This is a genomic window from Mycobacterium sp. G7A2 (assembly GCF_041902445.1).
Classification (GTDB): domain Bacteria; phylum Actinomycetota; class Actinomycetes; order Mycobacteriales; family Mycobacteriaceae; genus Mycobacterium.
On record NZ_CP169251.1, the window covers coordinates 154779 to 176564 of the forward strand.

A 21786-nucleotide genomic window follows, 5' to 3' on the forward strand; every position below is an offset into this window, starting at 1 on the left:
GCGGCGCCGGCTCATTGCCGGCCGCTGCGGATACGCCGGTAGTGGCGCGCGGCGCGTACCCGGTTGCCGCAGGCCTGCGAGCACCATTCCCGTCTCGGGTGGGACTTGACGAAGTACAGCACGCAATGCGGGGCGTGGCAGGCCCGTAGTGCGCCGGCCGACGGCCCGGTGAGCAGGTCGATCGCCTGCGCCGCCAGCCCGGCGAGCGCCGTGCGGACGGGTGGCGCGTGGGCGACGGCCTCGCGGCGCAGCTCGTCACCGCGGCGGAGGAGCGCCGGCCAGGCCTGGTCGGCGGCCATGGCGTTGATGTCGGCCACCGCGGTGTCGACGGATGCGACCGGGGAGCGTGCCGCGGGTCGCTGATCGTCGGTGACGAACGCGGCGACGCGGCGCAGCGAATCCCGCAGTGCGCGAGCCTCGGTCAGCTCGGCGGGCGCCGGGTCGACCCCGGGACCGGATCCCGGGTCGAAGCCGGCCACGTCGGTCAGCCAGCCACGCAAGGCGGTGGCCGTGGTCAGGTCGTCGTGCACCCCTGCCGTATCCGCCCAGACGGTGTTCATCAACCGCACGGGCAGCGGCTCGCCAGGCAACACCCACCGTGCAGACGATTCCGGCATGCGGGAATGTTATCACGGATGGAAGGTGTTCCATCCGTTAGAGCCACCGCCGGTAGCTCACGAGACACCGAACGGAACCGCCATGTCCACCACCACCGCATTCACCCCCGTCGACCCGTCCGCCGCCACCGGCACGACCGCGGAACTGCTTGCGCAGGTTCGTAAGTCGCTGGGGACGGTGCCGAACATGACCGCTGCGATGGCGAACAGCCCCACCCTGCTCAAGGCGTACCTGGCGCTGTCCGGTGCCGTCGCCGGTGGCGCCCTGCCTGCCGCAGCCCGGGAGCGCCTGGCGGTGGCGACCGCTCAGCTCAACGGATGCGAATACTGCCTCTCGGCCCACACCTACGTCGGCGCTCAGGTCGCCAAGATCGACGCGGAGGAACTCGAGCGAGCCCGGCGGGGACAGTCGCAGGATCCGCACCTGGCGGCCCTGCTGGAGTTGTCCAACACGATCGCCGAGAACGCCGGTGACGTGGACGCCGGCGACCTCGACAGGGCCCGGCGCGCGGGCGTCACGGACGAGGAGATCGGTGAGTTGGTTGCCAACCTGGCCTTGAACATCCTCACCAACTACTTCAACGTGCTCGCCGGCGTCGACAACGACTGGCCGGTGGTCTCGCTGTGACGACCGGCTTTCACCGCGGAGAGCTCATGGTCCAACAGCGTGCCGGGGTCCTCGACGCCGCGGCGCGACTCGAACCCATGGTGCGCCCGGGCGGGCTCACGCCTGGGGCAGCGGCGTTCGTGTCGGGCGCCACGTTCGGGGCGCTCACCGCACGCGACCGCACCGGCCGGTTGTGGACGGCTCCGCTGCTGGGCGAACCCGGGTTCGTAACGCCGGAGTCGGCGTCGGCCCTGCGGATCCGCGGCGGAATCGCCGATGCCGACCCGCTTTTCGACCTGCCGTCGGGGCAGGAGGTCGGTGTGATCGTGATCGACTATGCGTCCCGACGCCGGTTGCGGGTGAACGGACAGCTCGACAGGGGCGACGAGGGCGAATTGCGGGTCAGCATCGCGCAGGCCTACGGGAACTGCCCGCAGTACATTCCGCGGGCGCAGTGGCGGTCCGGGCTGCCGGCGCCGCGCCGCACGCGGGTGCACGACGGGGACAGCTTGCGGGACAGCGACATCGACCAGATCCGGCGCGCCGCGACCTTCATCCTGGGCACCACCCACCCCACGGCGGGGAACGACGCATCGCATCGCGGAGGGCCGCCCGGCTTCGTCACCGTCAGCCCGCGGACAGTGCGTTGGCCCGATTACCCCGGCAACAACATGTTCAACAGCCTCGGCAATCTCGCCGTTGATCCCACTGCTGCGCTGATGTTCGCCACGGCAACCGGTCGCGTTGTCCAGATCTCGGGGGCGGCCACCGTGGAGTGGGATCGATCAGCAGCCAGGGAGCCGGATGACACGGGACGCGGTGTCGCGTTGACGATCGACCGGGTGGTGGTGACGACGGGCTGAACCAGCCGGCGGCGGGGCAGGTGGGCGGGAACGCTGCGGCGACGTGGTGCTCACCGGCGTGGCGGCGGATCTGCCGATCCGCCCCGCCGCACGATCGCGAAGGCCTGCCCCAGCAGCCGGGTCTCGCTGACTCCCGTGACCCCGCGCCGCTCGAGCTGCCAGCGTCTGATTCCGGTGCTGCGTAGCGCAGCCACCGCGCATCGGGCGAGCACCTGCGCCTCGAACTCCAGGTCGTCGGTCACCGGCTGCGACGATTCCATCCGTTCCGCCAGAGCCTCGGCAACCGCCTGCTCGAGCTGGAACAGCAACCCCGGGCTCGACTTGGCCAGCTTGGGCCCGGGCGGACCGTCCTGGAACAACCACGACAGGTTGGGCTGGGCCTCGCGCAGCCGGTCGGCCGTCACCAGCACGGCGTTCTCGACGGCGTCCAGCGGTGCTTCGGCTGCCGGGCGGCGCCGTATCTCGTCGGCGAGGACCGGAATCCCGGCTTCGATGTCCTTCACCAAGAGGGCCTCTTTCCCGGAGAAGTACCGGAAGAAGGTGCGCTCGGTGACCCCGGCGGCGTCGGCGATGTCGCGGACCGTGGTCTCGGCGTATCCGCGCTGCTCGAAGAGCGCGTCGGCCGCGGACTGGATGGCGCCCCGGGTGGCGATTTTGTGCGCCTCGCGCTTGCCGACATCAGCGGACATGCAAGAACTATGCCAGCTGACGACCCTCGGGTACGACATATTGTCAGTTCTGACACTTTCCCATAAGGTGTCAGTACTGACAGATTTCCGGTCCACCCGAACGGTCGACGAGCCCGTGCTCGTGGCCGCCTAGCGAGACGAGCCGACGATGCACTTCCAGGGAACGATCAACGAGGACATCCGCGATTCCGTGCCGGACTGGGGGCCGTACCGAGCTCCGCAGGCTCCCGACAACGCCCCCAACGTGCTGTACCTGCTGTGGGACGACATCGGGATCGCGACCTGGGACTGCTTCGGTGGCATGGTCGAGATGCCGACCATGACACGCATCGCCGAACGCGGGATCCGGTTGTCACAGTTTCACACCACCGCGCTGTGCTCGCCGACCCGCGCTGCGCTGCTGACCGGCCGCAACGCCACGTCGGTGGGGGTGTCCTCGGTCGTGAACATGGCGCAGGGCTATCCCGGTCACAGCGGACGCATCCCGGCAGACACCGCGCTGGTGTCGGAGGTCCTCGCCGAACGGGGATGGGCGACGTATGCGGTCGGCAAATGGCACCTGACACCACCCGAGGACTGCCACGCCGCCGGGTCGCGCCGGTACTGGCCGCTGAGCCGGGGCTTCGACCGCTTCTACGGATTCCTCGACGGCATGACCGACCAGTGGTATCCGAACCTGGTCAGCGACAGCAGGCCGATCGATCCGCCGGGAACCCCGGAGCAGGGCTATCACCTCTCGAAAGACCTGGCCGACAACGCGATCGGCTTCCTGCGCGAACACCGCTCCTGCGCGCCCGACAAGCCGTGGTTCATGTATCTGTGCCCGGGCGCAGGCCATTCGCCGCACCAGGTCGACAGCTCCTGGGCCGACAGATATCGCGGCCGGTTCGACGAGGGCTACGAGCGCTACCGCGAGATCGCCCTGGCCAACCAGAAGGCGCTCGGACTGCTGCCCGGCGAGACCGAGGTGTCACCGATCAATCCCTACGCCGAGTGCACCAGTGCCGACGGGTTGCCCTGGCCGGAACATGACACGGTGACCCCGTGGGACGCGTTGTCCGAGGACCAGAAGCGGGTTTCCAGCCGGATGGCCGAAGTCTTCGCCGGGTTCCTCAGCTACACCGACGCCCAGATCGGCCGCGTGGTGGACTATCTGGACAGCACCGGCCAGCTCGACAACACGATCATCGTCGTCATGTCCGACAATGGTGCCAGCGGTGAAGGTGGGCCCACCGGCACCCTCGACGAGTTCGTGCCGCTTCGCGGCGGCCTGTCGGCGGAGCCGACGCTGGACCGCCTGGGCGAGTTCGGCGGACCCGGCACGAAGATGAACTACGCCAATGGCTGGGCGATGGCGTTCAACACGCCGTACAAGTTGTTCAAGCGCTACGCGTCCCACGAGGGCGGGATCGCCGACCCGTGCATCGTCTCCTGGCCGGCCGGACTGCCCGCCCGCGGAGAGGTGCGCGAACAATACACGCACGTCAGTGACATCACCCCGACGGTGTACGAACTGCTGGGACTGGAACCGGCGAGAACGGTCAAGGGCGTTCCGCAGAGGCCGCTGGAGGGCGTGAGTATCGCTGCGACGCTGCATGATCCGGCTGCATCGAGGCAGAAGAGTACCCAGTTCTACGCCATGATGGGTACTCGCGGCATCTGGCATGACGGGTGGTTCGCCAGCGCCGTGCACCCACCGACGTCCGCGGTCCCCGGCCGGCCCGGCTGGTCCCGGTTCCCGCATGACAGGTGGGAACTGTTCCACCTCGACAGCGACCGCAGCCAGATCCGTGACCTCGCCGCCGAACACCCGGACAAGCTCGAAGAGCTCAAGTCGTTGTGGCAGAACGAGGCGACGCGGTGCCACGCCTATCCGCTCAACGATCTGAGCGTGTTCGAGCTCATCAGCCGCGGCGTCGCCGATCTGGCCGGGGGCTCGCCGCGGGCGGTCTTCTATCCGGGCACCCCGGCGGTGCACACTCCGATGAGCGGCATGGTGCGAGGCCGGTCCTTCGTGTTGCGCACCGAGGTGGCGGTCACCGGCTCCGACGCGGCCGGGGTGCTGTTCTCCCAGGGCAGCCGGTCGGGTGGACACGCACTCTTCCTCGCCGGTGGCTACCTGCGCTACGTCTGCAATCACGGCGGAGCCGAGCAGGCCGTGACGTCCGAAGGGCCGATCACGACGGGGCGGCACGGCGTCGAAATCCGTTTCAGTAGAACAGGATCAGGCGACGGACCGCTCAACGCGGTCGGAAACCTTGAGCTGATCGTCGACGGTCGCACCGTCGGCGCGCTGCACGGGATGACGATGGCCGGTTTCGATCCGATGCAGCCGGTCACGGTCGGGCGCAGCGTCGCCTACTCGGTGTCGCGAGACTACGCCTCGCCGAACCCGTTGCGGCAGGCCACCCTGGAGCAGGTCACTGTGGACTTTCTCGAGGCAGGCGAGAGTCTGCAGGACGCGGTCGTCGCGCTGGGGTTCGCCCGGGACTGACCCGAACCGACGGACCGACCCGAACCGACGCACTGAGTCGAACCGACGGAATAAGCAGCGGCGCGCCCGCGTCAGTGCAAGGCATGCATCTACTGACCGTGTACTCACACCCGTTCACCGACAGGTATCCGGCCGCGGTGATGAACGCCTTCCACGAACCGGTGCGCGCGGCCGGTCACACCATCGATGTCCTGGACCTGCACAGCGAGGATTTCGACCCGCGATTCACCCCCGAGGACCATGCGCACTTCTGGGGCGGACCCATTCCCGACGAGATCGCCGCGATGCACCGCAGAGTGGAGGACGCCGACCGGATGGCGTTCGTCTTCCCGGTCTACTGGTGGGGCATGCCGGCGATGATGAAGGGCTGGATCGAGCGCGTGTTCACGGTCGGCTGGGCATACCAGTACGGCAAGGGCGTCGAGGACCGGGGCAAGCAACCGCTGACGTCGCTGCTGGGCAACATCCCCACCACGCTGATCGGCATCGGCGGGTCGACTCGGCGCACGTACGACCGCTACGGCTACGACGAGGCGATGAGGACCCAGATCGACGTCGGCACCTTCGCCTACTGCGGTGTCACGGATGTGACCAGCCATCTCATCTACGACGTTGAGGGGGAACACAATTCGGCAGTGCGCGACGAGGGGCTGCAGCAGGCCGCCGAAATCGGGCGTGCGTTCCTGGCGCCTGATCGGGTGGTGCGCGACGCCAAGGAGGAGCATCTGCGCCGTCGCGCCGGATGACGTCACGCTAAGTTGACCGCCGTGGGTGCACAACAGCAGGGACGGGTGCTCGTCACCGGAGGTTGCGGCTTCATCGGTGCGGCGGTGGTGAAGGCGCTGCTGGACGCCGGGGCGGGCGTCACCGTCGTGGACCGCACGCCGCCCCGCAGTCCGCTCGACGGCGTGCGCTATGTCGTCGGTGATCTGACCGACGCGGGCGTGCGCGACGACGCGGTGGCACCGGGCACCGCCGCGATCGTAAATCTCGCTGCGGCGACCTCGGTGTTGCAGTCCGTGCAGCGGCCCGCGCCGACGTATGCCGACAACGTCGCCGTCACCCAGGAGCTGCTCGAGTTGGCCCGCATCCGTGACGTCGGCCAGTTTCTGCTGGCCTCGACCAACGCCGTCGTGGGCGACGTCGGTGAGGCGACGATCACCGAGCGGTTGCCGTTGCGCCCGCTGACGCCCTACGGCGCCACGAAGGCCGCCTGCGAGATGCTGATGTCCGGGTACGCCGGGGCCTACGGGATGACGACGTGCGCGCTGCGCTTCAGCAACGTCTACGGGCCGGGGATGGCGCTCAAGGACAGCTTCGTGCCGCGGCTGATGCGCGCGGCCCTGGACGGCTCCACCGTCACCATCTACGGCGACGGCACCCAGCGTCGCGACCTGGTGCACGTCGACGACGTGGCGCGCGCGGTGCTGCTCGGCCTGCAGAGCAGCTACAGCGGCACCGCGATCGTCGGCGCCGGCAGGTCGGTGTCGGTCCTCGAACTCGTCGACACCGTCCGCGCCGTCACCGGCCGGCCGCTGCCCACCGAACACGTCGCCGCCCAGCGCGGCGAGATGCCCGCCGTCGTCGTCGACGTGTCACACAGCGCGGAGGCGATCGGCTACCGCCCCAGCGTCGCGCTGGCCGACGGACTGGCCGGCACGTGGCGGTACTTCCTCGACACGGTCGGCACGGCATGACCCCGCTCGCCGACTACCCCGACGATGTCGACACGCGTGCGGTCGCGGAGTTCGACCGGCATTATCCGAGCCTGGAGTTGGCCGAACTGGTCGTGGTGATCGCCGCGTACAACGAGGCCGACGGGATCGGCGCGGTGCTGACCGAGATGCCGAAACGGTGCTGCGGAATGCCGGTGGACGTCCTGGTCGTCGTCGACGGTGCGACCGACGCCACCGCCGAGGTGGCGCGTGCGCACGGCGCCTACACCTGCGTCGCACCCCGCAACCGCGGCCAGGGCGCGGCGCTGCGGCTGGGCTACCGGCTGGCCGCCCGGCACGGGGCGCGTTTCGTGGTGACCACCGACGCCGACGGTCAGTACGACGGCGCCGAACTGGAGACCCTGGTGACGCCGCTGCTCGACGGCCGCGCGGATTTCGTGACCGGGTCGCGCCGGCTGGGCCACCACGAATCCGACAGCCGCTTCCGCTGGCTGGGCGTGCGGGTGTTCGCGGTACTGGCCAGCCTGCTGACGTGGCGCCGCATCACCGACACCTCGTTCGGCTTCCGGGCGATGCGCGCCGAGCTGGCGCGGTCGGTGACGCTGACCGAGCCCCAGTACCAGTCCTCGGAACTGCTGGTCGGGGTCGCCGCCCGGGGCGCACGCGTGGCCGAGGTGCCGATGACGATGCGCCTGCGCGCACACGGGGCGAGCAAGAAGGGCGCCAACCTCGTCTACGGCGCGAACTACGCCCGCGTCATGGTGCGGACGTGGTTCCGGGAGTACGTGCGCGGCGGTCGACGAAGATGAACCGGTCGAACAGCACGAACTTCAGCACGAACATCGCGCCGTAGGTACCCAGGAACGACGCTCCCACGAGGACGACCTGCCAGGCATGCGAGTCGACGTGCTCGCGCACCCAGTTGTCGGCGGCGGTGGTGACCAGGATCGCGGTGAGGGCGGTGACGATGACGATGACGGCATACGGCAACACCTCCCTGCGGTGGTGCGGGCGGCCCCGCTGCTGCCACGCCCAGTACCGGTTCATCAGGTAGTTGGGGACCGCACCGGCGACGAACGCGAGCACGCTGGCCAGCAGCGGCGCCCCGGCCAGCCAGTAGGTGAGCAGGAAGACCGCCTCACTGATGAGGCCGGCGATGACCGAGGCGCCGGTGTAGCGGCCCCACAGCCGGACGCGGTGACGGCGCAGATCTGGGCTCACGCCCGGACCCGGGCCACGCACAGCACCGATTGCCCGAAGGGCGGGCGCACCACCCGCTCCAGCGCGCGCGTCACCGGAACGACGAAGCGGTCGAACACCGCCACGAGTTTCGAATCCGGGGACGTCGAACCACCCCGGCGCACCGTCAGCCACCACGCGATGCCGCCGAGGAGATTGACCGGCTTGACCAGCTCGACGTCCAGGCCGGCGCGCCGCACGGCGCTCGCCAACGTCGACGGTGTGTACCGGCGCACGTGGCCGACCTTGCGGTCGAACTCCCCGTAGAGCTGCTGGTAGCCGGGCACCCACAGCACGATGCTGCCGCCCGGCTGCACCGCGGTGGCCAGCGAGCGCAGTGCGCCCGCGTCGTCCTCGATGTGCTCGAGCACGTTGATCGCGACCACGGAGGCGACGGGCTCGTCGAGCTCCGGTGCCACGCCCAGCGCCAACGTCCGGGTCTGCACCTCGGGCCGCCCGGCGAAGCGCCGCGCCATCAGTTCGACGGCGCCGGGGTCGACATCGGTCAACACCAGCCGGTCGACGTCGCCGAACTGCTCGGCGAACTCGCCGAGACCGGCGCCGACCTCGAGGATCGTGCGGCCGCAGTGCGGGGCGATCAGGTCGTACTGGTAGCGGCGGTACCGCGGCTTGTCACGTCCGGCGGCCTCGAGTTGACGGCCCGTGGCCGCTGTGAACGCCCCCCGGTCCTCGGCCATATGACCCTCCCTGTGAATCGCGCGTGTTGCCGCAATTGTGCACGTGGTTGTGCCCGTGTCTTAGGCTCAGGTTCACCAGCGGCGAAAGGGATGGCTGTTTTGCGAGTTCTCGTGCTCGGCGGTGACGGATACCTCGGATGGCCCACTGCACTGCATCTGTCCGATCGCGGACATGACGTGGCAGTGCTCGACAACTTCGCCCGGCGCGGTTACGACGACGAACTCGGCGTGTGCAGCCTGGTGCCGATCGAGGACCTGACCACCCGCGTGGCCGCCTGGGAGGAGCACTCCGGAAAGCGGCTCGCCACCTACGTGGGTGATTTGCTCGACGCCGAATTCGTGTATGCGACGCTGCGCGAGTTCGCCCCCGACGCGGTCGTGCACTTCGCCGAGCAGCGTGCCGCGCCGTACTCGATGATCGACCGCGCCCACGCCGTCTACACCCAGCACAACAACGTCATCGGCACGCTGAACCTGCTGTACGGCATCGGTGAGCTGGACCGCGACATCCACCTGGTCAAGCTCGGCACGATGGGCGAGTACGGCACGCCGAACGTCGACATCGAAGAGGGCTGGCTGGAACTGGAACACAACGGGCGCAGGGACCGTGTGCTGTTCCCCAAACGGCCGGGATCGTTCTATCACCTGAGCAAGGTGCACGACTCGCACAACATGGAGTTCACCTGCCGGGCTTGGGGTCTGCGGGCCACCGACCTCAACCAGGGCGTGGTCTACGGGCAGACGACGCCGCAGACCGCGCTCGATCCGCGGTTGGCCACCCGCTTCGACTACGACAGCGTGTTCGGCACGGTTCTCAACCGCTTCGTGATCCAGGCGGTGCTCGGCGAGCCGCTGACGGTGTACGGCACCGGAAACCAGATCAGGGGTCTGATCGACATCCGCGACACCGTGGAATGCATCCGGCTGGCCGTGGAGAACCCCGCCGAGCGCGGCGAGTTCCGGGTGTTCAACCAGATGACCGAGTCGAAGTCGGTGCGCCAGATCGCCGACGTCGTGTCGGCGCAGTTCCCGGGCCCGGTGCAGATCGAGCACCTGACCAACCCGCGCATCGAGCTGCAGGAGCACTACTACAACGTCAAACACACCGGGCTCGTCGAGCTCGGTCTGGACCCGCACCTGCTCTCCGATGTGTTGATCGAGTCGATGTTCCCCATCGTCGAGCAGAACAAGCACCGCGTCGACACCGAGAAGCTGTATCCGACGGTGCAGTGGACGAGCTCCGGTAACAACTGAGCGGCGTGGTCGCCGTCCTGGGCAGCGCCGGCGGGCTGATTCGCCGACACTGGCTGCTGAGCGCGCTGGTATTCGCCGGTGTGGTTCTGCGGGTGCTGTCCTGGTTCGCCTACCAGCCCGCGCTGTTGTTCGTCGACTCGTTCCGCTACCTGGGTAACCTCGGGGAGTTCAATCCCAGCGGTCTGAACCCCATCGGATACGAGCTGTTCGTCCTGACTCCGCTGCTCGCGGTCGGCGGACTGGAGCTCGTCACCGCCGTGCAGCACCTCGCGGGGGTCGTCTCAGCCGTCGCGCTGTCGGCTCTGGCGCTGCGCTACGGCGTGAACCGCTGGTGGGCTGCGGCGGCCGCAGCACCGCTGCTGCTCGACGGCTATCAGATCCAGATCGAGCAGCTGATCATGTCCGATGCCTGGCAACAGGTACTGCTGGTGGCACTGCTGTGGGTGCTGTTGGGTACCGGGGCCCCCACCCCCCGCCGGGCGGCGCTGGCCGGGTTGCTGGTCGGAATGGCGGTCATGCTGCGACTGGTGGCGCTGGCCCTGGTGGTTCCGATCCTCGGCTATCTGCTCATCGCCGGCGGCGCGTGGCGGCTGCTGCGCACCGCACCCGGCTGGCGGACCGTCGGCCTGCGCATCGTGGCCTTCGTGTTGGCCTGTGGCGCGGTGCTCGGAGGGTACGCGACCTATTTCCACGCCGAGACCGGCAAGTGGGGTTTGACCCGCACCACCAGCCAGGTGCTCTACGGGCGTGCCGCGGTGATCGCCGACTGCGACACCCTCGAGTTGGATGCGCTGCTCGAGCGGGCCTGTCCCACCGAGCCGTTGGACGATCGCCGGCGCCTCGACGACTACGCCCACATCCAGCGGGAGAAGGGGTTCCGCGACCGATTCCCGCCGGGCACGGATCTCTACCAGGTGCAGCGGGAGTTCGGCTGGACCGTGATCGGCCAGCAACCCCTGGATTTCGCCGCGGCGGTCGCGGTGGACTTCGGAAAAGGCTTCCGCCCCACCCGCACCGACGCCGAAGGCGACGTGCCGGTGAGCCGCTGGCAGTTCCAGCTGGAGTACCCCAACGCCGACAAGGACCTCACCAGGCGAACATCCCAGGAGTTCAGCGGGCGCGACCCGACCACCGTGCCGGGCCTGGCCGCGTTCCTGCGCGGCTACCAACTCAGCGTCGGTTACACGCCGGGGCCACTGCTGGCGGTGTTCGGGCTCATCGCCCTGGCCGCTGTGCTGGGAGTGGGCCGGGCCCGCACCAGCGGCGTGCGGTCGGCGATCGCGCTGGCCCTGGGGATGGCGCTCACCATGCTCGTCCTCTCCGCCGCGTTCGAATTCTCCTGGCGCTACCAGCTTCCCGCGCTGGTACTGCTGCCGTTCGCCGGTGTTCTCGGGATCCGGGCGTTCCGGCGCCGGCCCCCGGCGCCTGTTCCCGTGGGGAGTGAATGGCAGTGGCAGCGCCGCACCACATGGCTGCCGGACGGGTGACCGCGTCGGTCAGCCGGCCCAGACGTCCTCGACGTAGCGATCGGATTCGACCAACCCGGTGAGCCACCGCTGTGCAGCCTCCGCGTCGGCACCGGTGCGGGACCGGTAGATGTCCGTGAACGCCTCGCGGACGGCGGGCGCCATGCGCGCGCCGTCCCCGCAGACATAGACGTAGGTGTCCTTGGCGGGGTCACCCAGCATGTCCCAGACATCGTCGGCGTCCGCGGCGATGCGGTCCTGCACGTACCGCACCCCGTCCTGCGGCGCCCTCGAGAACGTCGGCCGCATGCGCACGACGCCGAGCGCCTCACCTTCTTCGAACTGCTCGCGGAAGATGTAGTCGACCGCCGGATCTCGGACGCCGAAGAAGCACAGCGCCGGGGCGAACGGCTCACCGGCCTGCTGGGCGGCCAGGCGGTCGAGCAGGAAACCGCAGAACGGGGCGACACCGGTACCGGCGCTGACCAGGATGACGTTTCGGGTGGGTTCGGCGCCCGCCCGGAATGCCTGGCGCGCTGCGTCCACCCGGGCCCGCACGACCTGACCGGGCTTGGCCGCCGCCAGGTGATTGGAGGCCACGCCCTGGAACAGTCCGCGGCCGGAGCGCGCCGGTGCGTCGAGCACGCTGACCACCAGCCCGACCACCTGAGGAGACAGGCGCGACGACGAGCCGATCGAATAGTGCCGCGGCGTCATCGGTTCGAGTAGTTCCAGCAACTGGGCGCCGGTGATCTCACAGGCCGGGAACTCCAGCAGGCACTCCAGCGGACTGAGCACGGCGGGCTCCGCTGCCGCGGCGAGCTGCTCGAGACGCTGTCGTTCGGGTGCGCACGGATTCGTCGCCGCCAACCGCGTCAACTGACTGCGGCTGGCCGGCTTGCGCAATTCCACGAAATGGGTGAGCAGCTCACGCACGCTGACTTCCCGGTCGAGCGCGATCAGCCGCCGAGAGTTGCGTCGAGGGTTGACCGACAGTCGTAGGTCCGGCTCGATCTCCAACAACTGGATCACCGTGTCGACCAATTCGGGAGGATTGTCGGCGAGCACGGTGAGGTGATCGCCGGTGTGGTATTCGATGCCCTCCGGAAGCGCAATCCGCACATAGCGTTTGGCTTGTCCGAAGGCGGTGTCGCTGACCAGCTCGGTGTTCTCCAGAACCGTCATCGGGGTCACCCCGAAGCGGGCGTCGATGGCGCTGGTGACAGGACCGACGATGGTCCGCAGCTCGTAGAGCGGTTCGTCGGCGTCGCTGACCGGCGCGGCGTCCGGATCACCGAAGCGCTGTGCCACTGCCGTCCAGAAGTTCGCGGAGAACTCCTCGACCGTTCCGGTGAGGTCACCGGAGGTGTCGGCTGAAGCTCGCGGAACCAGGGCGGTGGCGCCCAGCTCGGTGAGGCGTTCCTCGATCTGCTGCGGAATGGCCTGGTACGTGTCGGCCCAGTTGTGGTCGCCGACCCCCAACACCGCGAACAGCGGGCTTTCGGAGAGTGAGGCGTCGGGGTCGTTCAACCACGCCATGAACGCCCGGGCGTCGTCGGTGGGCTGTCCGTTGTAGGACGCGGCGACGATCAGAGTGGCATCGGCCGACGGCAGCGCGCCGGCCGCGCTGTCGAGGGGCGCCACCGTGGCCAGGCACCCGTGGTCGGCGGCTTCCTCGGCCAGTTGCGCGGCCAGCGCCCGGCAGGTGCCCAGATTCGAGCCGTGCAGTACGGCCAGCGTCGTCCCCGCCTTGACGGCGGTCGCGGCAGCCGTGGTGGGCCGCGACTCTCCAGCGGCGTCGGGGGCCGGTCGGACCGCCCGTTCGTCCGCGGTGCGCCGGAGGAGATCGACGTGAAAGCCCACGGGGCGGCGGCTGCCCGGGCCGTCCCACTGCAGCACATAGTGTCGCGAGTCGATCATGCGGTAGCGGTGCACGATTCGGGCGATCGCCATGGTGGCCTCGTGCAGCGCGAATTGGCGGCCGATGCACGAGCGCGCGCCGGTGCCGAACGGTTTGAACAGGCTTGCCGGACGCGACTGGCTGCGCTGGGGGGAGAATCGCTCGGGGTCGAACAGCTCGATGTTGTCCCCCCAGCCGGGCTGGCGGTGCAGCGCACCGGTGAGGACACTGACCGCCTCACCTTTCTTGACCGGGTAGCGGCCCCCGATGACCGTGTCGGACAACGCCATCCGGTCGAACTGCAGCACCGGGGGAGACAGACGCAGCGTCTCGTTGATGACCTGGCGCAAATACTCGAACTTCCCGATGTCGTCGTAGCTGGGCAGGTAGTCGTCGTCGGGGCCGAACACCTGGTCCACCTCGGCCCGGACGCGTTCCAGTACGGCGGGGTGTCGCACGATGTTGTAGAGCGTGTTGGGCATCAGCTCGGAGGTGGTGAGCTGACCGGCGATGAGGAACGTCATGATCTGGTTCTTGACGTTGTCCGGTTCGAGCAACGGGGCGCCGTTGGCGTCGTGGCCGAGCATCACCGACAACAGGTCGTCGACATCGTCGCTGCGCCCCGACCGGTGGCCGGCGATCAACTCGTCGAAGAACGTGTGCAGGGTGGTCAACTCGCCGGTGAACGCCGGCGTCACCCCGTTCTGGAAGACTTCGCCCAGCGCTGCGGTGAAACTCGCCGGGATGGGCGCCATACCGTCGACATCGAACGACTCGAACCGGGCACCGAAACCGGCCAGCGCAACGGTGTCCATCGCCAGCTTCTGCAGATCGGTGGACACGTCGACCGCGTCATGTCCCGCGGCGGCGTCCCACCGGCTGATCAGCTGGGCGTTGATGTCGAGCATCGCGGAGTGATAGGTGCGCAACCCCGCATAGCTGAAGCCCGGCAGCAGGACATCGTGGGCCTTCTGCCAGTTCGATTCGCCGTAGAACGCGGTGAACAGCCCGTCACCGGCCAGCGGGCGGATCCTGGCCAGCGACGCGGTCAGGTTCTTGGCGAAACGGGTCTCGTCACAGAGTTCCTCGACCAGTTCCGCCGAGCACGCGTAGAGCTTCCGTTCGCCGTTGAAGTCGGCGTAGAACAGGGGCCCGTGCAGTTCTGCGAGCAGATCGATTGGAAGTGCGTAGGGACGCCCGGCCAGGAGTTCCGGCCCGGGCAGGGGGCCTTCTGCCGAGGCCACGTCGGTCAGCTCGGGTGGTGCGGACGGTCCAGGCTGCATGCGGTGGAGCCTAATCCGGTCGCTGCGTCGCCGAAGGCGATCAGCGAGGCAGGTGCCCACGGTGTGGACAATGGCGGAAGTGACCCCAGACGACAGGACCGCCGCCCGATGACCGAGCCCGCCATCTCGCCGAGCGTGCGCGCGTTGGAGACCCTGCTGGAGACCGCGACGGGCGCGTTGTCGCCGCTGATGCGGTTGTACCGCCCCTATGTCCGTGGACTGCAGAATCTGCCGGCCGATGGCCGATTCCTGCTGGTGGGCAACCACACCCAGAACTCGTCCGAGGTGCTCCTGATCCCGTACTACGTGCGCAGCCACATCGGAACCCGGGTCCGCCCGCTGGCGGACCGGCAGTTCGGGCGGATGCGCGGACTGCAGGCCGACCTCGTCACCGCCTACGGAGCGGTGGTCGGCACTCCCGACACCGCCCACCGGTTGATGGACCAGGACGAGACGATCCTGGTCTTCCCCGGTGGAGCCCGGGAGATCGCCAAGTACAAAGGCGAGGAGTACATGCTGAGCTGGCAGAACCGAGACGGCTTCGCGCGGATCGCGATCGAGCACGGCTATCCCATCGTCACCGCGGCGCTCGTCGGTGGCGACGACGTGTACACCAGCATGGTCAGTCGCGACAGCCGCCTCGGTCGCGCCAGCAGGTGGCTCAGCCACCGTCTCAGTGGCCGCTCCGATATGGGGATACCGTTGGTGCGGGGCATCGGCCCGACCCTGGTACCCAGACCGCAGCGGATGTACCTGTCGTTCGGTCCGCCGATCGCCACGACCCACACCGAGGGGGAGGCCGACGACAGGTGGACTGCCGCGGTCAAGGGGCGGGTGCAGCGACAGCTGGAGGCCGAACTCGCGGACCTGCAGCAGATCCGGTCGGCGGACCCGTTCCGGCAGCTGAACCCGCTGAGCTGGCCGGCTGCCCTGACCCCGTAGTCCGGCTGCCCGGCGCACAACTACGGACTTTCCGTGATTCCCCCGGCGGACCGACCGTGTCACTGTCAGGTCGGGACGACGCAGCACGCGTGCCGCGAGAGGAAACACGATGACGGACGACAGGTTCACGCAGGCCGGCGTCATCACCGCAACCACGGCGCGCGTCGACGGCGGCCGCACGGCGATCTGACGGGAGACCTTGAAATGGCCGAGCTCGACGACATCATCAACCGGCGGCGTTCGTCCCGGATGTTCCTGCCGGACAAAGCAGTTCCCGCCGACGCGTTGAACGAGGCGCTGACTCTGGCCATGCGCGCACCGTCGAACTCCAATGTGCAGCCGTGGCGGGTCTTTCTCGCCGTGGGGGAGCGCCGAGACCGACTGGCGGCCGCCATGGTGGCCGCGGCGCGCGCCGAGCCGCCGAAGGCGATGGACTGCCCGAATCCCATGCACCGCGATCTCGGCATGGCCGACGCGGTCGGGGTGGGGATGTTCCTGCAGACGCTGCTGTTGGCGCTCACCGAACGCGGCATCGACAGCTGCGTACAGGTGTCGACCGCGCTGTATCCCAACATCGTCCGGGAACATCTGGGCATACCGGATGAACTGCGCGTCCTGTGCGGAGTGTGCATCGGCTACGCCGACCCGAACTTTGCCGCCAATCACCTGGCCGTTCCGCGCAATCCGCTCGCGCAGAACGTCGAGATCCTCGACGACTGAGGACCCGCGACGTCATACCTTTCTCAGGAGCGGCCGGCCGAGGACCGGGCCAGCTGCTGGAACTGGTCGTCGGCCCATTCGATCTCTTCGCAGATGCGCTGCGCGTCGGCATACAGGGCGCCGAAGAATGCCCACTGCCGTGGAACGTCGTGCTCACCGTCGACCGCGGCTGCGCTGCTGAGCGTGTGCAGCGCCGACAGGCACTGCTCGTTCACCGTGTTCAATGCGGTCCCGGCCCGCAGGTCCGACATGGAGTGCAGCGACGCGCTCTCGGCGATCGCGTCCCGTACCGCCGACAGCACCGCTGCGTACTGACCGAAGAACTCCGTGCGGGCGCGGCGACCGGCCGACTCGTCCTCGTCGGACCCGGTGAAGCGCAGCAGCCCGGCACACACGAACACCAGTTGCTGGGAGATCCGTTCGACGACGTGCACGGTGACCCGGTGTCCGTCGAACGTTGGGCTGCCGCGTGTCACCAGCCTTCGCGGATTGAACTTCGACGTCTGGAGGGCGTGGTCGATGGTGCTGCGGGGCTGAGCGGACAGGCCCGGCAGTTCGTCGCTGCGCCTGCGCCAGTCCCTGGCCTGGTCGTCGTCGGGCGCCCCGTCGCCCAACCCGGCGACCATGTCGTCGAGCAGCTGGACCACCGACTGGCAGTACGCGGCGACTGCGTCTTCGGCGCTGCGATAGCGCAGCGGCGGGGCGATCAGCAGGTTGGTGCCGACCGCGATGCCCGCCCCCAGCAGGACCATGGCCGCGAGATCGCCGATCAGCATCAGCGGTGACGTGCCCGCGTCGGGCATGGCCACCACGCCGTAGGCGAAGACGGCGGCGACCGTGACGTTGAAGCCCTGACTGCCGAGCCGATACCAGCGGCCGATCAGCATGCTCGCCAGGAGGATGAGCGGGAAGAGCCACAGGCCGGGACCCCACGGCAGCGCGACGGCACTGACCAGTCCGATCCCGACGAGCACCGCCCCGGTGTAGTGAACGGCCTTCTGCACCGACTCGGCGATGGTCTGCTGCATCAGCAGCATGGCGGCGAACGCGGCGAACGACGCGTTGCTGGCGTGGAACACATCGGTGGCCAGCGCCCAGGCGATCGTTCCCGCGATGACGGCCTTGATCAACATCAGCGCGTTGTCGGCGCTCATCGCCACACCGGGGAACACGGCGCCCACCCGTCGGGCGAACCGAGCGGCAAGAGCACGGATCACAGGGCCTACCTCCCTGGCGCTGTCGACCATCGAACCGTGATGGAATCCTTCCCGCTGCCTACGCGGCTGAAACGGTGAGGCCCGAAGGGGGTGTACAACCTTCAGGTATGAAGTTCGGGATCGCCACCTTCGTCAACGACGACACCATCGACCCGGTGACCTTGGCCCGTGCCATCGAGGAGCGGGGCTTCGAGTCGCTGGCTGTCGCCGAGCACAGCCACATCCCGGCCAGCCGGGAGTCGGCCTACCCGCTCGGCGGCGACCTGCCGTCGATCTACTACCGCACGCTGGATCCCTTCGTGACGCTCGCTGCGGCCGCCGCGGTGACGTCACGCATCGACCTCATCACCGGCATCGCGCTGTTGATCCAGCGCGACCCCATCACCACGGCCAAAGAGGCCGCGAGCGTGGACGTGATCTCCGGGGGCCGCTTCGTCTTCGGCGTCGGCGCTGGATGGAACCTCGAGGAGATGGCCGACCACGGCACGGACCCGCGCACGCGCGGAGCGCTGCTGGACGAGCGGATCGAGGCGATCAAAGAGCTCTGGACCGCGGAGCCTGCCGAGTACCACGGCCGTTACGTCGATTTCGACTCGTCGTATCAGCGGCCGAAACCGGTGCGTGAACCGCATCCGCCCGTCTACATCGGCGGGGACTCCGACGCGACCGTCCGGCGCATCATCCGCCACCGGGCGGGGTGGATCTCCAACCCGCTCCCCGCGGACCGGCTGGCTCGGCGGGTGGCGCAGATCCGCGAGAACGCCGATTACGACGTGCCGTTGACGATCTTCGCCGCGCCGCCCGACCCGGACTACTGGCGCGCCGCCGAGGACGTGGGATTCGATCACGTGGGCTTACTGCTGCCGACCAAGCCCCGCGATGCGTCGCTGCGCATCCTCGACGACCTCGCCGAGAAGGTGGGCCGGTACGGCGGCTGACTGCACTCTGACGCAGATGTTAATGTCGTCAACATCAGCTCTGGGAAGGAGTCGCGCTGACCTCCCGACGCTCCGATACCTATCACCACGGAAACCTGCGTCAGGTCCTTCTCGATCATGCCGTCGACCTGGCCCGCACAGGTGGCCCGGATGCCGTCGTGATGCGCGATGTGCAGCGACTGGCCGGGGTCAGTAATTCGGCGGCCTACCGCCATTATGCCGACCGCGGTGAACTCCTGGCCGCGGTGACCGAACACGCCCAGACGCTGCTCGCCGACGCGATGGCGGCTCGGCTCGACGCCGTCACCTCGAGGGGCCCGAAGGCCAAACGGGCACTCGCGCGGTTTCGTGCCACCGGGCGGGGCTATCTGGACTTCGCGCTGGCCGAACCGGGGCTGTTCCGAACGGCGTTCGCCCACAACGTCTCCGGAGACAGTGGGACTGCCGATGAGCCGGTGCGAGTACCCGAACACCATCCGTTCCAGATTCTCATCCGCTGCATCGACGAGTTGATCGCCACCGGCGTGCTGGCCGCCGACCGGCGCGACGGACTCGACGAGGCGGCCTGGGCCGCGGTGCACGGCTTGTCCACCCTGCTTCTCGACGGCCCGCTCAGCGGCCTCGACCACGCGCGCAGACAGGTGATCATCGACCGGCTGCTCGACGTCATCGCCGACGGCCTGCAGTGATCACCGCGTAAATGTTGACAGCACTAACATCGTCTGCCATCGTATCCAGATGTTAGCGTCGTCAACATCGAGAACCAGGCGGTAAGACCTCATGACCATCACCCCTAGCCGCCCCGTAAGGCACAGTCGTGTGCGACACCGCCCCGGACTGGTTCTGGCCGTCGTCCTCATCGCGGCACTGGCGATCAACGTCGAAACGACAATCGTCAATGTCGCTCTGCCGACGTTGAACTCGGAACTCGGCGCATCGACGCGCGGGCTGCAGTGGATCGTCGACGCCTACAACCTCGCCTTCGCGGCCCTGGTTCTGGCCGGTGGCACCGTCGGTGACAAGTTCGGGCGGCGTGGCACCCTGATCGCCGGCTTGGTGCTCTTCGCCGTCAGCAGCGTCGCCGCCGCCCTGTGCACCTCGACCGGTCAGCTGATCGCCATGCGGTTGATCATGGGAATCTCGGCGGCGCTGATCTATCCGACGACGCTGGCGTTGATCACCGACACCTTCCGGGATCCCCGGCAACGCGCCGCGGCGATCGGCGTGTGGGGTGCGGTGACCGGGCTCGGCGTGGCAGTCGGACCGATACTCGGCGGGGCACTCCTCGAAACATTCTGGTGGGGCAGCCTTTTCCTGGCGCTGGTGCCGATCGCGCTGGTCGCCGCTCTGGGAGCGGTGTTGTTCGTCCCGCGGTCGGCCGCGGACGCCGACACCGCCCTGGACCGCGGCGGACTGGTGCTGTCGGTGGTCATGCTCGGTGCCCTCGTCTACACGATCATCGAAGCGCCCGAGCACGGGTGGACCTCCGCGCAGACCCTGACGGGATTCGCCGTGGCACTGGTGGCAGCAGTGGCCTTCGTCTGGTGGGAGCGCCGTGCCGGCGACCCGCTGATCGACGTCGGACTCTTCGCCAACCTGCGCTTCAGTGCTGCCAGCGGTGCGGTGACCGTCGCGTTCTTCGCGCTGTTCGGGTTCATCTTCCTGATCACGCAGTTCTTCCAGTTGCTGCAGGGCTATGGCCCGCTGGAGACCGGGGTGCGAATCCTGCCGGTGGCGCTGTCGATCGCGGCCGGGTCGGTGCTCGGCACCCGCCTGGCGGTGACCCGCATCGGCACCAAGGTGGTCGTCTTCGTCGGGCTGGTGATGCTCACCGCCGCCTTCGCCTGGGTGGCGACCATCGACGTCGACGTGTCCTACCCGGCGGTGGCGGCCCAGATGGTGCTGCTCGGCGGAGGTCTCGGCCTCACCACTGCGCCGGCGACGGACTCCATCATGGGAGTGGTGCGGCCGGAGCAGGCCGGCGCGGGCTCGGCGGTCAACGACGCGACCCGGCAGGTGGGCGGCACGCTCGGGGTGGCGGTGGTGGGCAGCATCTTCTCCACGCTCTACATCCGTGACCTGTCCGCCAGTGCGGTGCTCGCCGCCGCGCCCCCGCAGGCTCAGGAAGCCGCCGGCGAGGGGCTGGCGCAGGGGCTCGCCGTGGCGGCGCAATCTCCGCCCGCGGTCGCGGAAACGCTGCGCACGGTGGTCAGTGATGCCTTCATGTCCGGCCTGCACGCCGGCTGCCTCACCGCTGCCGGGGTCTGCCTGGTCGGCGCGATCGCGGTACTGGCCTTCCTGCCTGCCCACCCGGTGAAGGTCACGGTGTCATGAACGATGTGCAGCGGTACGGACCGTGGGCGCTCGTCACGGGCGCCAGCGACGGCATCGGGCGTGCGTTGTCACAGCACCTGGCCGCGCAGGGACTGAACGTCGTCCTGGTGGCTCGCCGGCGGGACGCGTTGGCGACGCTCGCCGCGGACCTGTCCGCCGCTCATAGCGTGCAGACCAACGTTCTGGCCGTCGATCTGGCCGACCCAGCGGGTGTGACCGTCGTCGAGGAGCAGACACGCACAATGGACATCGGGATCGTCGTGCTGGCAGCCGGGTTCGGCACCAGCGGTACGGTTCTGGAGACCTCCGCGGACGAGGAGTCGGCTCTCGTCGCGGTCAATGTCACCGCGGTCATGCGCCTGGCGCACACCTTCGCCTCCCGGCTGGTGAGTCGGGGCACCGGCGCGCTGGTGCTGTTCGGGTCGATCGTCGGTTGGCAGGGGGTGCCGGGTCAGGCGAACTATGCGGCGTCGAAAGCCTATGTGCAGAGCCTTGCCGAGGGGTTGCATGGCGAGTTGCGACCGTTCGGCGTCGACGTTCTCGCCGTCGCACCTGGTCCGGTCGGATCCGGTTTCGGCCCCCGCGCAGGGCTGGACCTGGGCTCGGCGACGAGCCCGGACACGGTCGCCCGCAGTACGTTGGCGGCGCTGGGACGCCGGCGCACCGTCGTTCCGGGACTGCAGGGCACGTTCCTCACCGCGGCGCTGCGGCCGCTGCCCCGACGGCTGCGCAGCGCCATCCTCAGCCGGGTGATCGCCGGGATGCGACTGCGATCGTCGGCGTCCCGCCCCGCAGCCGAACAGACGCTCGGGTGCAGGCATGGTGGTTGACTGTGATGGGCGAACACTC

At 68.8% G+C, this 21786-nt stretch carries 20 protein-coding genes; 14 read left to right on the forward strand and 6 right to left on the reverse strand.

What is annotated here, in order from left to right; translation table 11 throughout:
• Positions 1 to 11 precede the first annotated feature (11 nt).
• Positions 12 to 617, reverse strand: coding sequence for an ABATE domain-containing protein (locus ACEWX3_RS00700; RefSeq protein ID WP_374158444.1), 606 nt, complete (start codon positions 615 to 617; stop codon positions 12 to 14).
• An 82-nt stretch (positions 618 to 699) separates the two neighbouring features.
• On the opposite strand from ACEWX3_RS00700, the gene ACEWX3_RS00705 reads away from it, so the two are divergent.
• Together ACEWX3_RS00705 and ACEWX3_RS00710 are read left to right on the forward strand one after the other, a co-directional pair.
• Positions 700 to 1245: a carboxymuconolactone decarboxylase family protein gene (locus ACEWX3_RS00705; RefSeq protein ID WP_374158445.1), complete on the forward strand. Its 546-nt coding sequence runs from the start codon at positions 700 to 702 to the stop codon at positions 1243 to 1245.
• A gap of 26 nt (positions 1246 to 1271) precedes the next feature.
• Positions 1272 to 2087, forward strand: a complete 816-nt coding sequence (locus ACEWX3_RS00710) for a pyridoxamine 5'-phosphate oxidase family protein (RefSeq protein WP_374158446.1) — start codon at positions 1272 to 1274, stop codon at positions 2085 to 2087.
• A 50-nt stretch (positions 2088 to 2137) separates the two neighbouring features.
• On the opposite strand, the gene ACEWX3_RS00715 is transcribed toward ACEWX3_RS00710, so the two are convergent.
• Positions 2138 to 2776, reverse strand: a complete 639-nt coding sequence (locus ACEWX3_RS00715) for a TetR/AcrR family transcriptional regulator (protein WP_207066150.1) — start codon at positions 2774 to 2776, stop codon at positions 2138 to 2140.
• A gap of 148 nt (positions 2777 to 2924) precedes the next feature.
• On the opposite strand from ACEWX3_RS00715, the gene ACEWX3_RS00720 reads away from it, so the two are divergent.
• The 4 genes from ACEWX3_RS00720 (at position 2925) to ACEWX3_RS00735 (ending at position 7755) form a co-directional block, all read left to right on the forward strand.
• Positions 2925 to 5270 carry a sulfatase-like hydrolase/transferase gene (locus ACEWX3_RS00720; protein ID WP_374158447.1) on the forward strand — a complete coding sequence of 782 codons (2346 nt, stop codon included), beginning with the start codon at positions 2925 to 2927 and terminating at the stop codon, positions 5268 to 5270.
• 83 nt (positions 5271 to 5353) lie between these two features.
• Positions 5354 to 6016 (forward strand): NAD(P)H-dependent oxidoreductase, encoded by a 663-nt coding sequence (locus tag ACEWX3_RS00725; protein ID WP_374158448.1) that lies wholly within the window; start codon positions 5354 to 5356, stop codon positions 6014 to 6016.
• A gap of 21 nt (positions 6017 to 6037) precedes the next feature.
• Positions 6038 to 6967 (forward strand): NAD-dependent epimerase/dehydratase family protein, encoded by a 930-nt coding sequence (locus tag ACEWX3_RS00730; protein WP_374158449.1) that lies wholly within the window; start codon positions 6038 to 6040, stop codon positions 6965 to 6967.
• Complete coding sequence (locus tag ACEWX3_RS00735) at positions 6964 to 7755, forward strand: glycosyltransferase family 2 protein (RefSeq protein WP_207066146.1); 792 nt, start codon at positions 6964 to 6966, stop codon at positions 7753 to 7755. The genes ACEWX3_RS00730 and ACEWX3_RS00735 overlap by 4 nt, the downstream gene beginning before the upstream one ends.
• Here ACEWX3_RS00735 and ACEWX3_RS00740 read toward each other — a convergent pair.
• A complete protein-coding gene (locus ACEWX3_RS00740) occupies positions 7703 to 8167 on the reverse strand; it encodes a GtrA family protein (RefSeq protein ID WP_374158450.1) in 465 nt (154 codons plus the stop codon). The genes ACEWX3_RS00735 and ACEWX3_RS00740 overlap by 53 nt on opposite strands.
• Positions 8164 to 8883, reverse strand: a complete 720-nt coding sequence (locus ACEWX3_RS00745) for a bifunctional 2-polyprenyl-6-hydroxyphenol methylase/3-demethylubiquinol 3-O-methyltransferase UbiG (RefSeq protein WP_207066144.1) — start codon at positions 8881 to 8883, stop codon at positions 8164 to 8166. The genes ACEWX3_RS00740 and ACEWX3_RS00745 overlap by 4 nt, the downstream gene beginning before the upstream one ends.
• Positions 8884 to 8973: 90 nt before the next feature.
• Here ACEWX3_RS00745 and ACEWX3_RS00750 point away from each other — a divergent pair, with 90 nt between their 5' ends.
• Both ACEWX3_RS00750 and ACEWX3_RS00755 read left to right on the forward strand, forming a co-directional pair.
• A complete protein-coding gene (locus ACEWX3_RS00750; protein WP_207066143.1) occupies positions 8974 to 10137 on the forward strand; it encodes an NAD-dependent epimerase/dehydratase family protein in 1164 nt (387 codons plus the stop codon).
• 5 nt (positions 10138 to 10142) lie between these two features.
• On the forward strand, positions 10143 to 11624 hold the full coding sequence (locus tag ACEWX3_RS00755; protein ID WP_207066142.1) for a hypothetical protein: 1482 nt from the start codon (positions 10143 to 10145) through the stop codon (positions 11622 to 11624).
• A gap of 9 nt (positions 11625 to 11633) precedes the next feature.
• Here ACEWX3_RS00755 and ACEWX3_RS00760 read toward each other — a convergent pair whose 3' ends face one another.
• Positions 11634 to 14786 carry a cytochrome P450 gene (locus ACEWX3_RS00760; RefSeq protein WP_374158451.1) on the reverse strand — a complete coding sequence of 1051 codons (3153 nt, stop codon included), beginning with the start codon at positions 14784 to 14786 and terminating at the stop codon, positions 11634 to 11636.
• 108 nt (positions 14787 to 14894) lie between these two features.
• Between ACEWX3_RS00760 and ACEWX3_RS00765 the strand changes: the two genes are divergently transcribed.
• A complete protein-coding gene (locus ACEWX3_RS00765; RefSeq protein ID WP_374158452.1) occupies positions 14895 to 15728 on the forward strand; it encodes a lysophospholipid acyltransferase family protein in 834 nt (277 codons plus the stop codon).
• Positions 15729 to 15932: 204 nt separating this feature from the next.
• Entirely contained in the window at positions 15933 to 16448 is a 516-nt protein-coding gene (locus tag ACEWX3_RS00770; protein ID WP_374158453.1) for a nitroreductase, read from the forward strand.
• Positions 16449 to 16471: 23 nt separating this feature from the next.
• Here ACEWX3_RS00770 and ACEWX3_RS00775 read toward each other — a convergent pair whose 3' ends face one another.
• A complete protein-coding gene (locus tag ACEWX3_RS00775; protein WP_374158454.1) occupies positions 16472 to 17665 on the reverse strand; it encodes an aromatic acid exporter family protein in 1194 nt (397 codons plus the stop codon).
• A 107-nt stretch (positions 17666 to 17772) separates the two neighbouring features.
• Between ACEWX3_RS00775 and ACEWX3_RS00780 the strand changes: the two genes are divergently transcribed.
• The 4 genes from ACEWX3_RS00780 (at position 17773) to ACEWX3_RS00795 (ending at position 21767) form a co-directional block, all read left to right on the forward strand.
• Positions 17773 to 18603 (forward strand): LLM class F420-dependent oxidoreductase, encoded by an 831-nt coding sequence (locus ACEWX3_RS00780; protein WP_374158455.1) that lies wholly within the window; start codon positions 17773 to 17775, stop codon positions 18601 to 18603.
• A gap of 95 nt (positions 18604 to 18698) precedes the next feature.
• Positions 18699 to 19292, forward strand: coding sequence for a TetR/AcrR family transcriptional regulator (locus tag ACEWX3_RS00785; RefSeq protein WP_374159980.1), 594 nt, complete (start codon positions 18699 to 18701; stop codon positions 19290 to 19292).
• Positions 19293 to 19422: 130 nt separating this feature from the next.
• Positions 19423 to 20937, forward strand: coding sequence for a DHA2 family efflux MFS transporter permease subunit (locus tag ACEWX3_RS00790; RefSeq protein WP_374158456.1), 1515 nt, complete (start codon positions 19423 to 19425; stop codon positions 20935 to 20937).
• A complete protein-coding gene (locus ACEWX3_RS00795) occupies positions 20934 to 21767 on the forward strand; it encodes an SDR family NAD(P)-dependent oxidoreductase (RefSeq protein WP_374158457.1) in 834 nt (277 codons plus the stop codon). Before ACEWX3_RS00790 ends, ACEWX3_RS00795 begins: the two co-directional genes overlap by 4 nt.
• Positions 21768 to 21786: the final 19 nt, after the last annotated feature.

What these genes read in the sequence shown, in the direction of transcription:
- ACEWX3_RS00700 (WP_374158444.1), bottom strand. Translation starts at nt 617, where the DNA reads ATGCCGGAATCGTCTGCACGGTGGGTGTTGCCTGGCGAGCCGCTGCCC.
- ACEWX3_RS00705 (WP_374158445.1), top strand. Translation starts at nt 700, where the DNA reads ATGTCCACCACCACCGCATTCACCCCCGTCGACCCGTCCGCCGCCACC.
- ACEWX3_RS00710 (WP_374158446.1), top strand. Translation starts at nt 1,272, where the DNA reads ATGGTCCAACAGCGTGCCGGGGTCCTCGACGCCGCGGCGCGACTCGAA.
- ACEWX3_RS00715 (WP_207066150.1), bottom strand. Translation starts at nt 2,776, where the DNA reads ATGTCCGCTGATGTCGGCAAGCGCGAGGCGCACAAAATCGCCACCCGG.
- ACEWX3_RS00720 (WP_374158447.1), top strand. Translation starts at nt 2,925, where the DNA reads ATGCACTTCCAGGGAACGATCAACGAGGACATCCGCGATTCCGTGCCG.
- ACEWX3_RS00725 (WP_374158448.1), top strand. Translation starts at nt 5,354, where the DNA reads ATGCATCTACTGACCGTGTACTCACACCCGTTCACCGACAGGTATCCG.
- ACEWX3_RS00735 (WP_207066146.1), top strand. Translation starts at nt 6,964, where the DNA reads ATGACCCCGCTCGCCGACTACCCCGACGATGTCGACACGCGTGCGGTC.
- ACEWX3_RS00745 (WP_207066144.1), bottom strand. Translation starts at nt 8,883, where the DNA reads ATGGCCGAGGACCGGGGGGCGTTCACAGCGGCCACGGGCCGTCAACTC.
- ACEWX3_RS00750 (WP_207066143.1), top strand. Translation starts at nt 8,974, where the DNA reads ATGGCTGTTTTGCGAGTTCTCGTGCTCGGCGGTGACGGATACCTCGGA.
- ACEWX3_RS00760 (WP_374158451.1), bottom strand. Translation starts at nt 14,786, where the DNA reads ATGCAGCCTGGACCGTCCGCACCACCCGAGCTGACCGACGTGGCCTCG.
- ACEWX3_RS00765 (WP_374158452.1), top strand. Translation starts at nt 14,895, where the DNA reads ATGACCGAGCCCGCCATCTCGCCGAGCGTGCGCGCGTTGGAGACCCTG.
- ACEWX3_RS00770 (WP_374158453.1), top strand. Translation starts at nt 15,933, where the DNA reads ATGGCCGAGCTCGACGACATCATCAACCGGCGGCGTTCGTCCCGGATG.
- ACEWX3_RS00780 (WP_374158455.1), top strand. Translation starts at nt 17,773, where the DNA reads ATGAAGTTCGGGATCGCCACCTTCGTCAACGACGACACCATCGACCCG.
- ACEWX3_RS00795 (WP_374158457.1), top strand. Translation starts at nt 20,934, where the DNA reads ATGAACGATGTGCAGCGGTACGGACCGTGGGCGCTCGTCACGGGCGCC.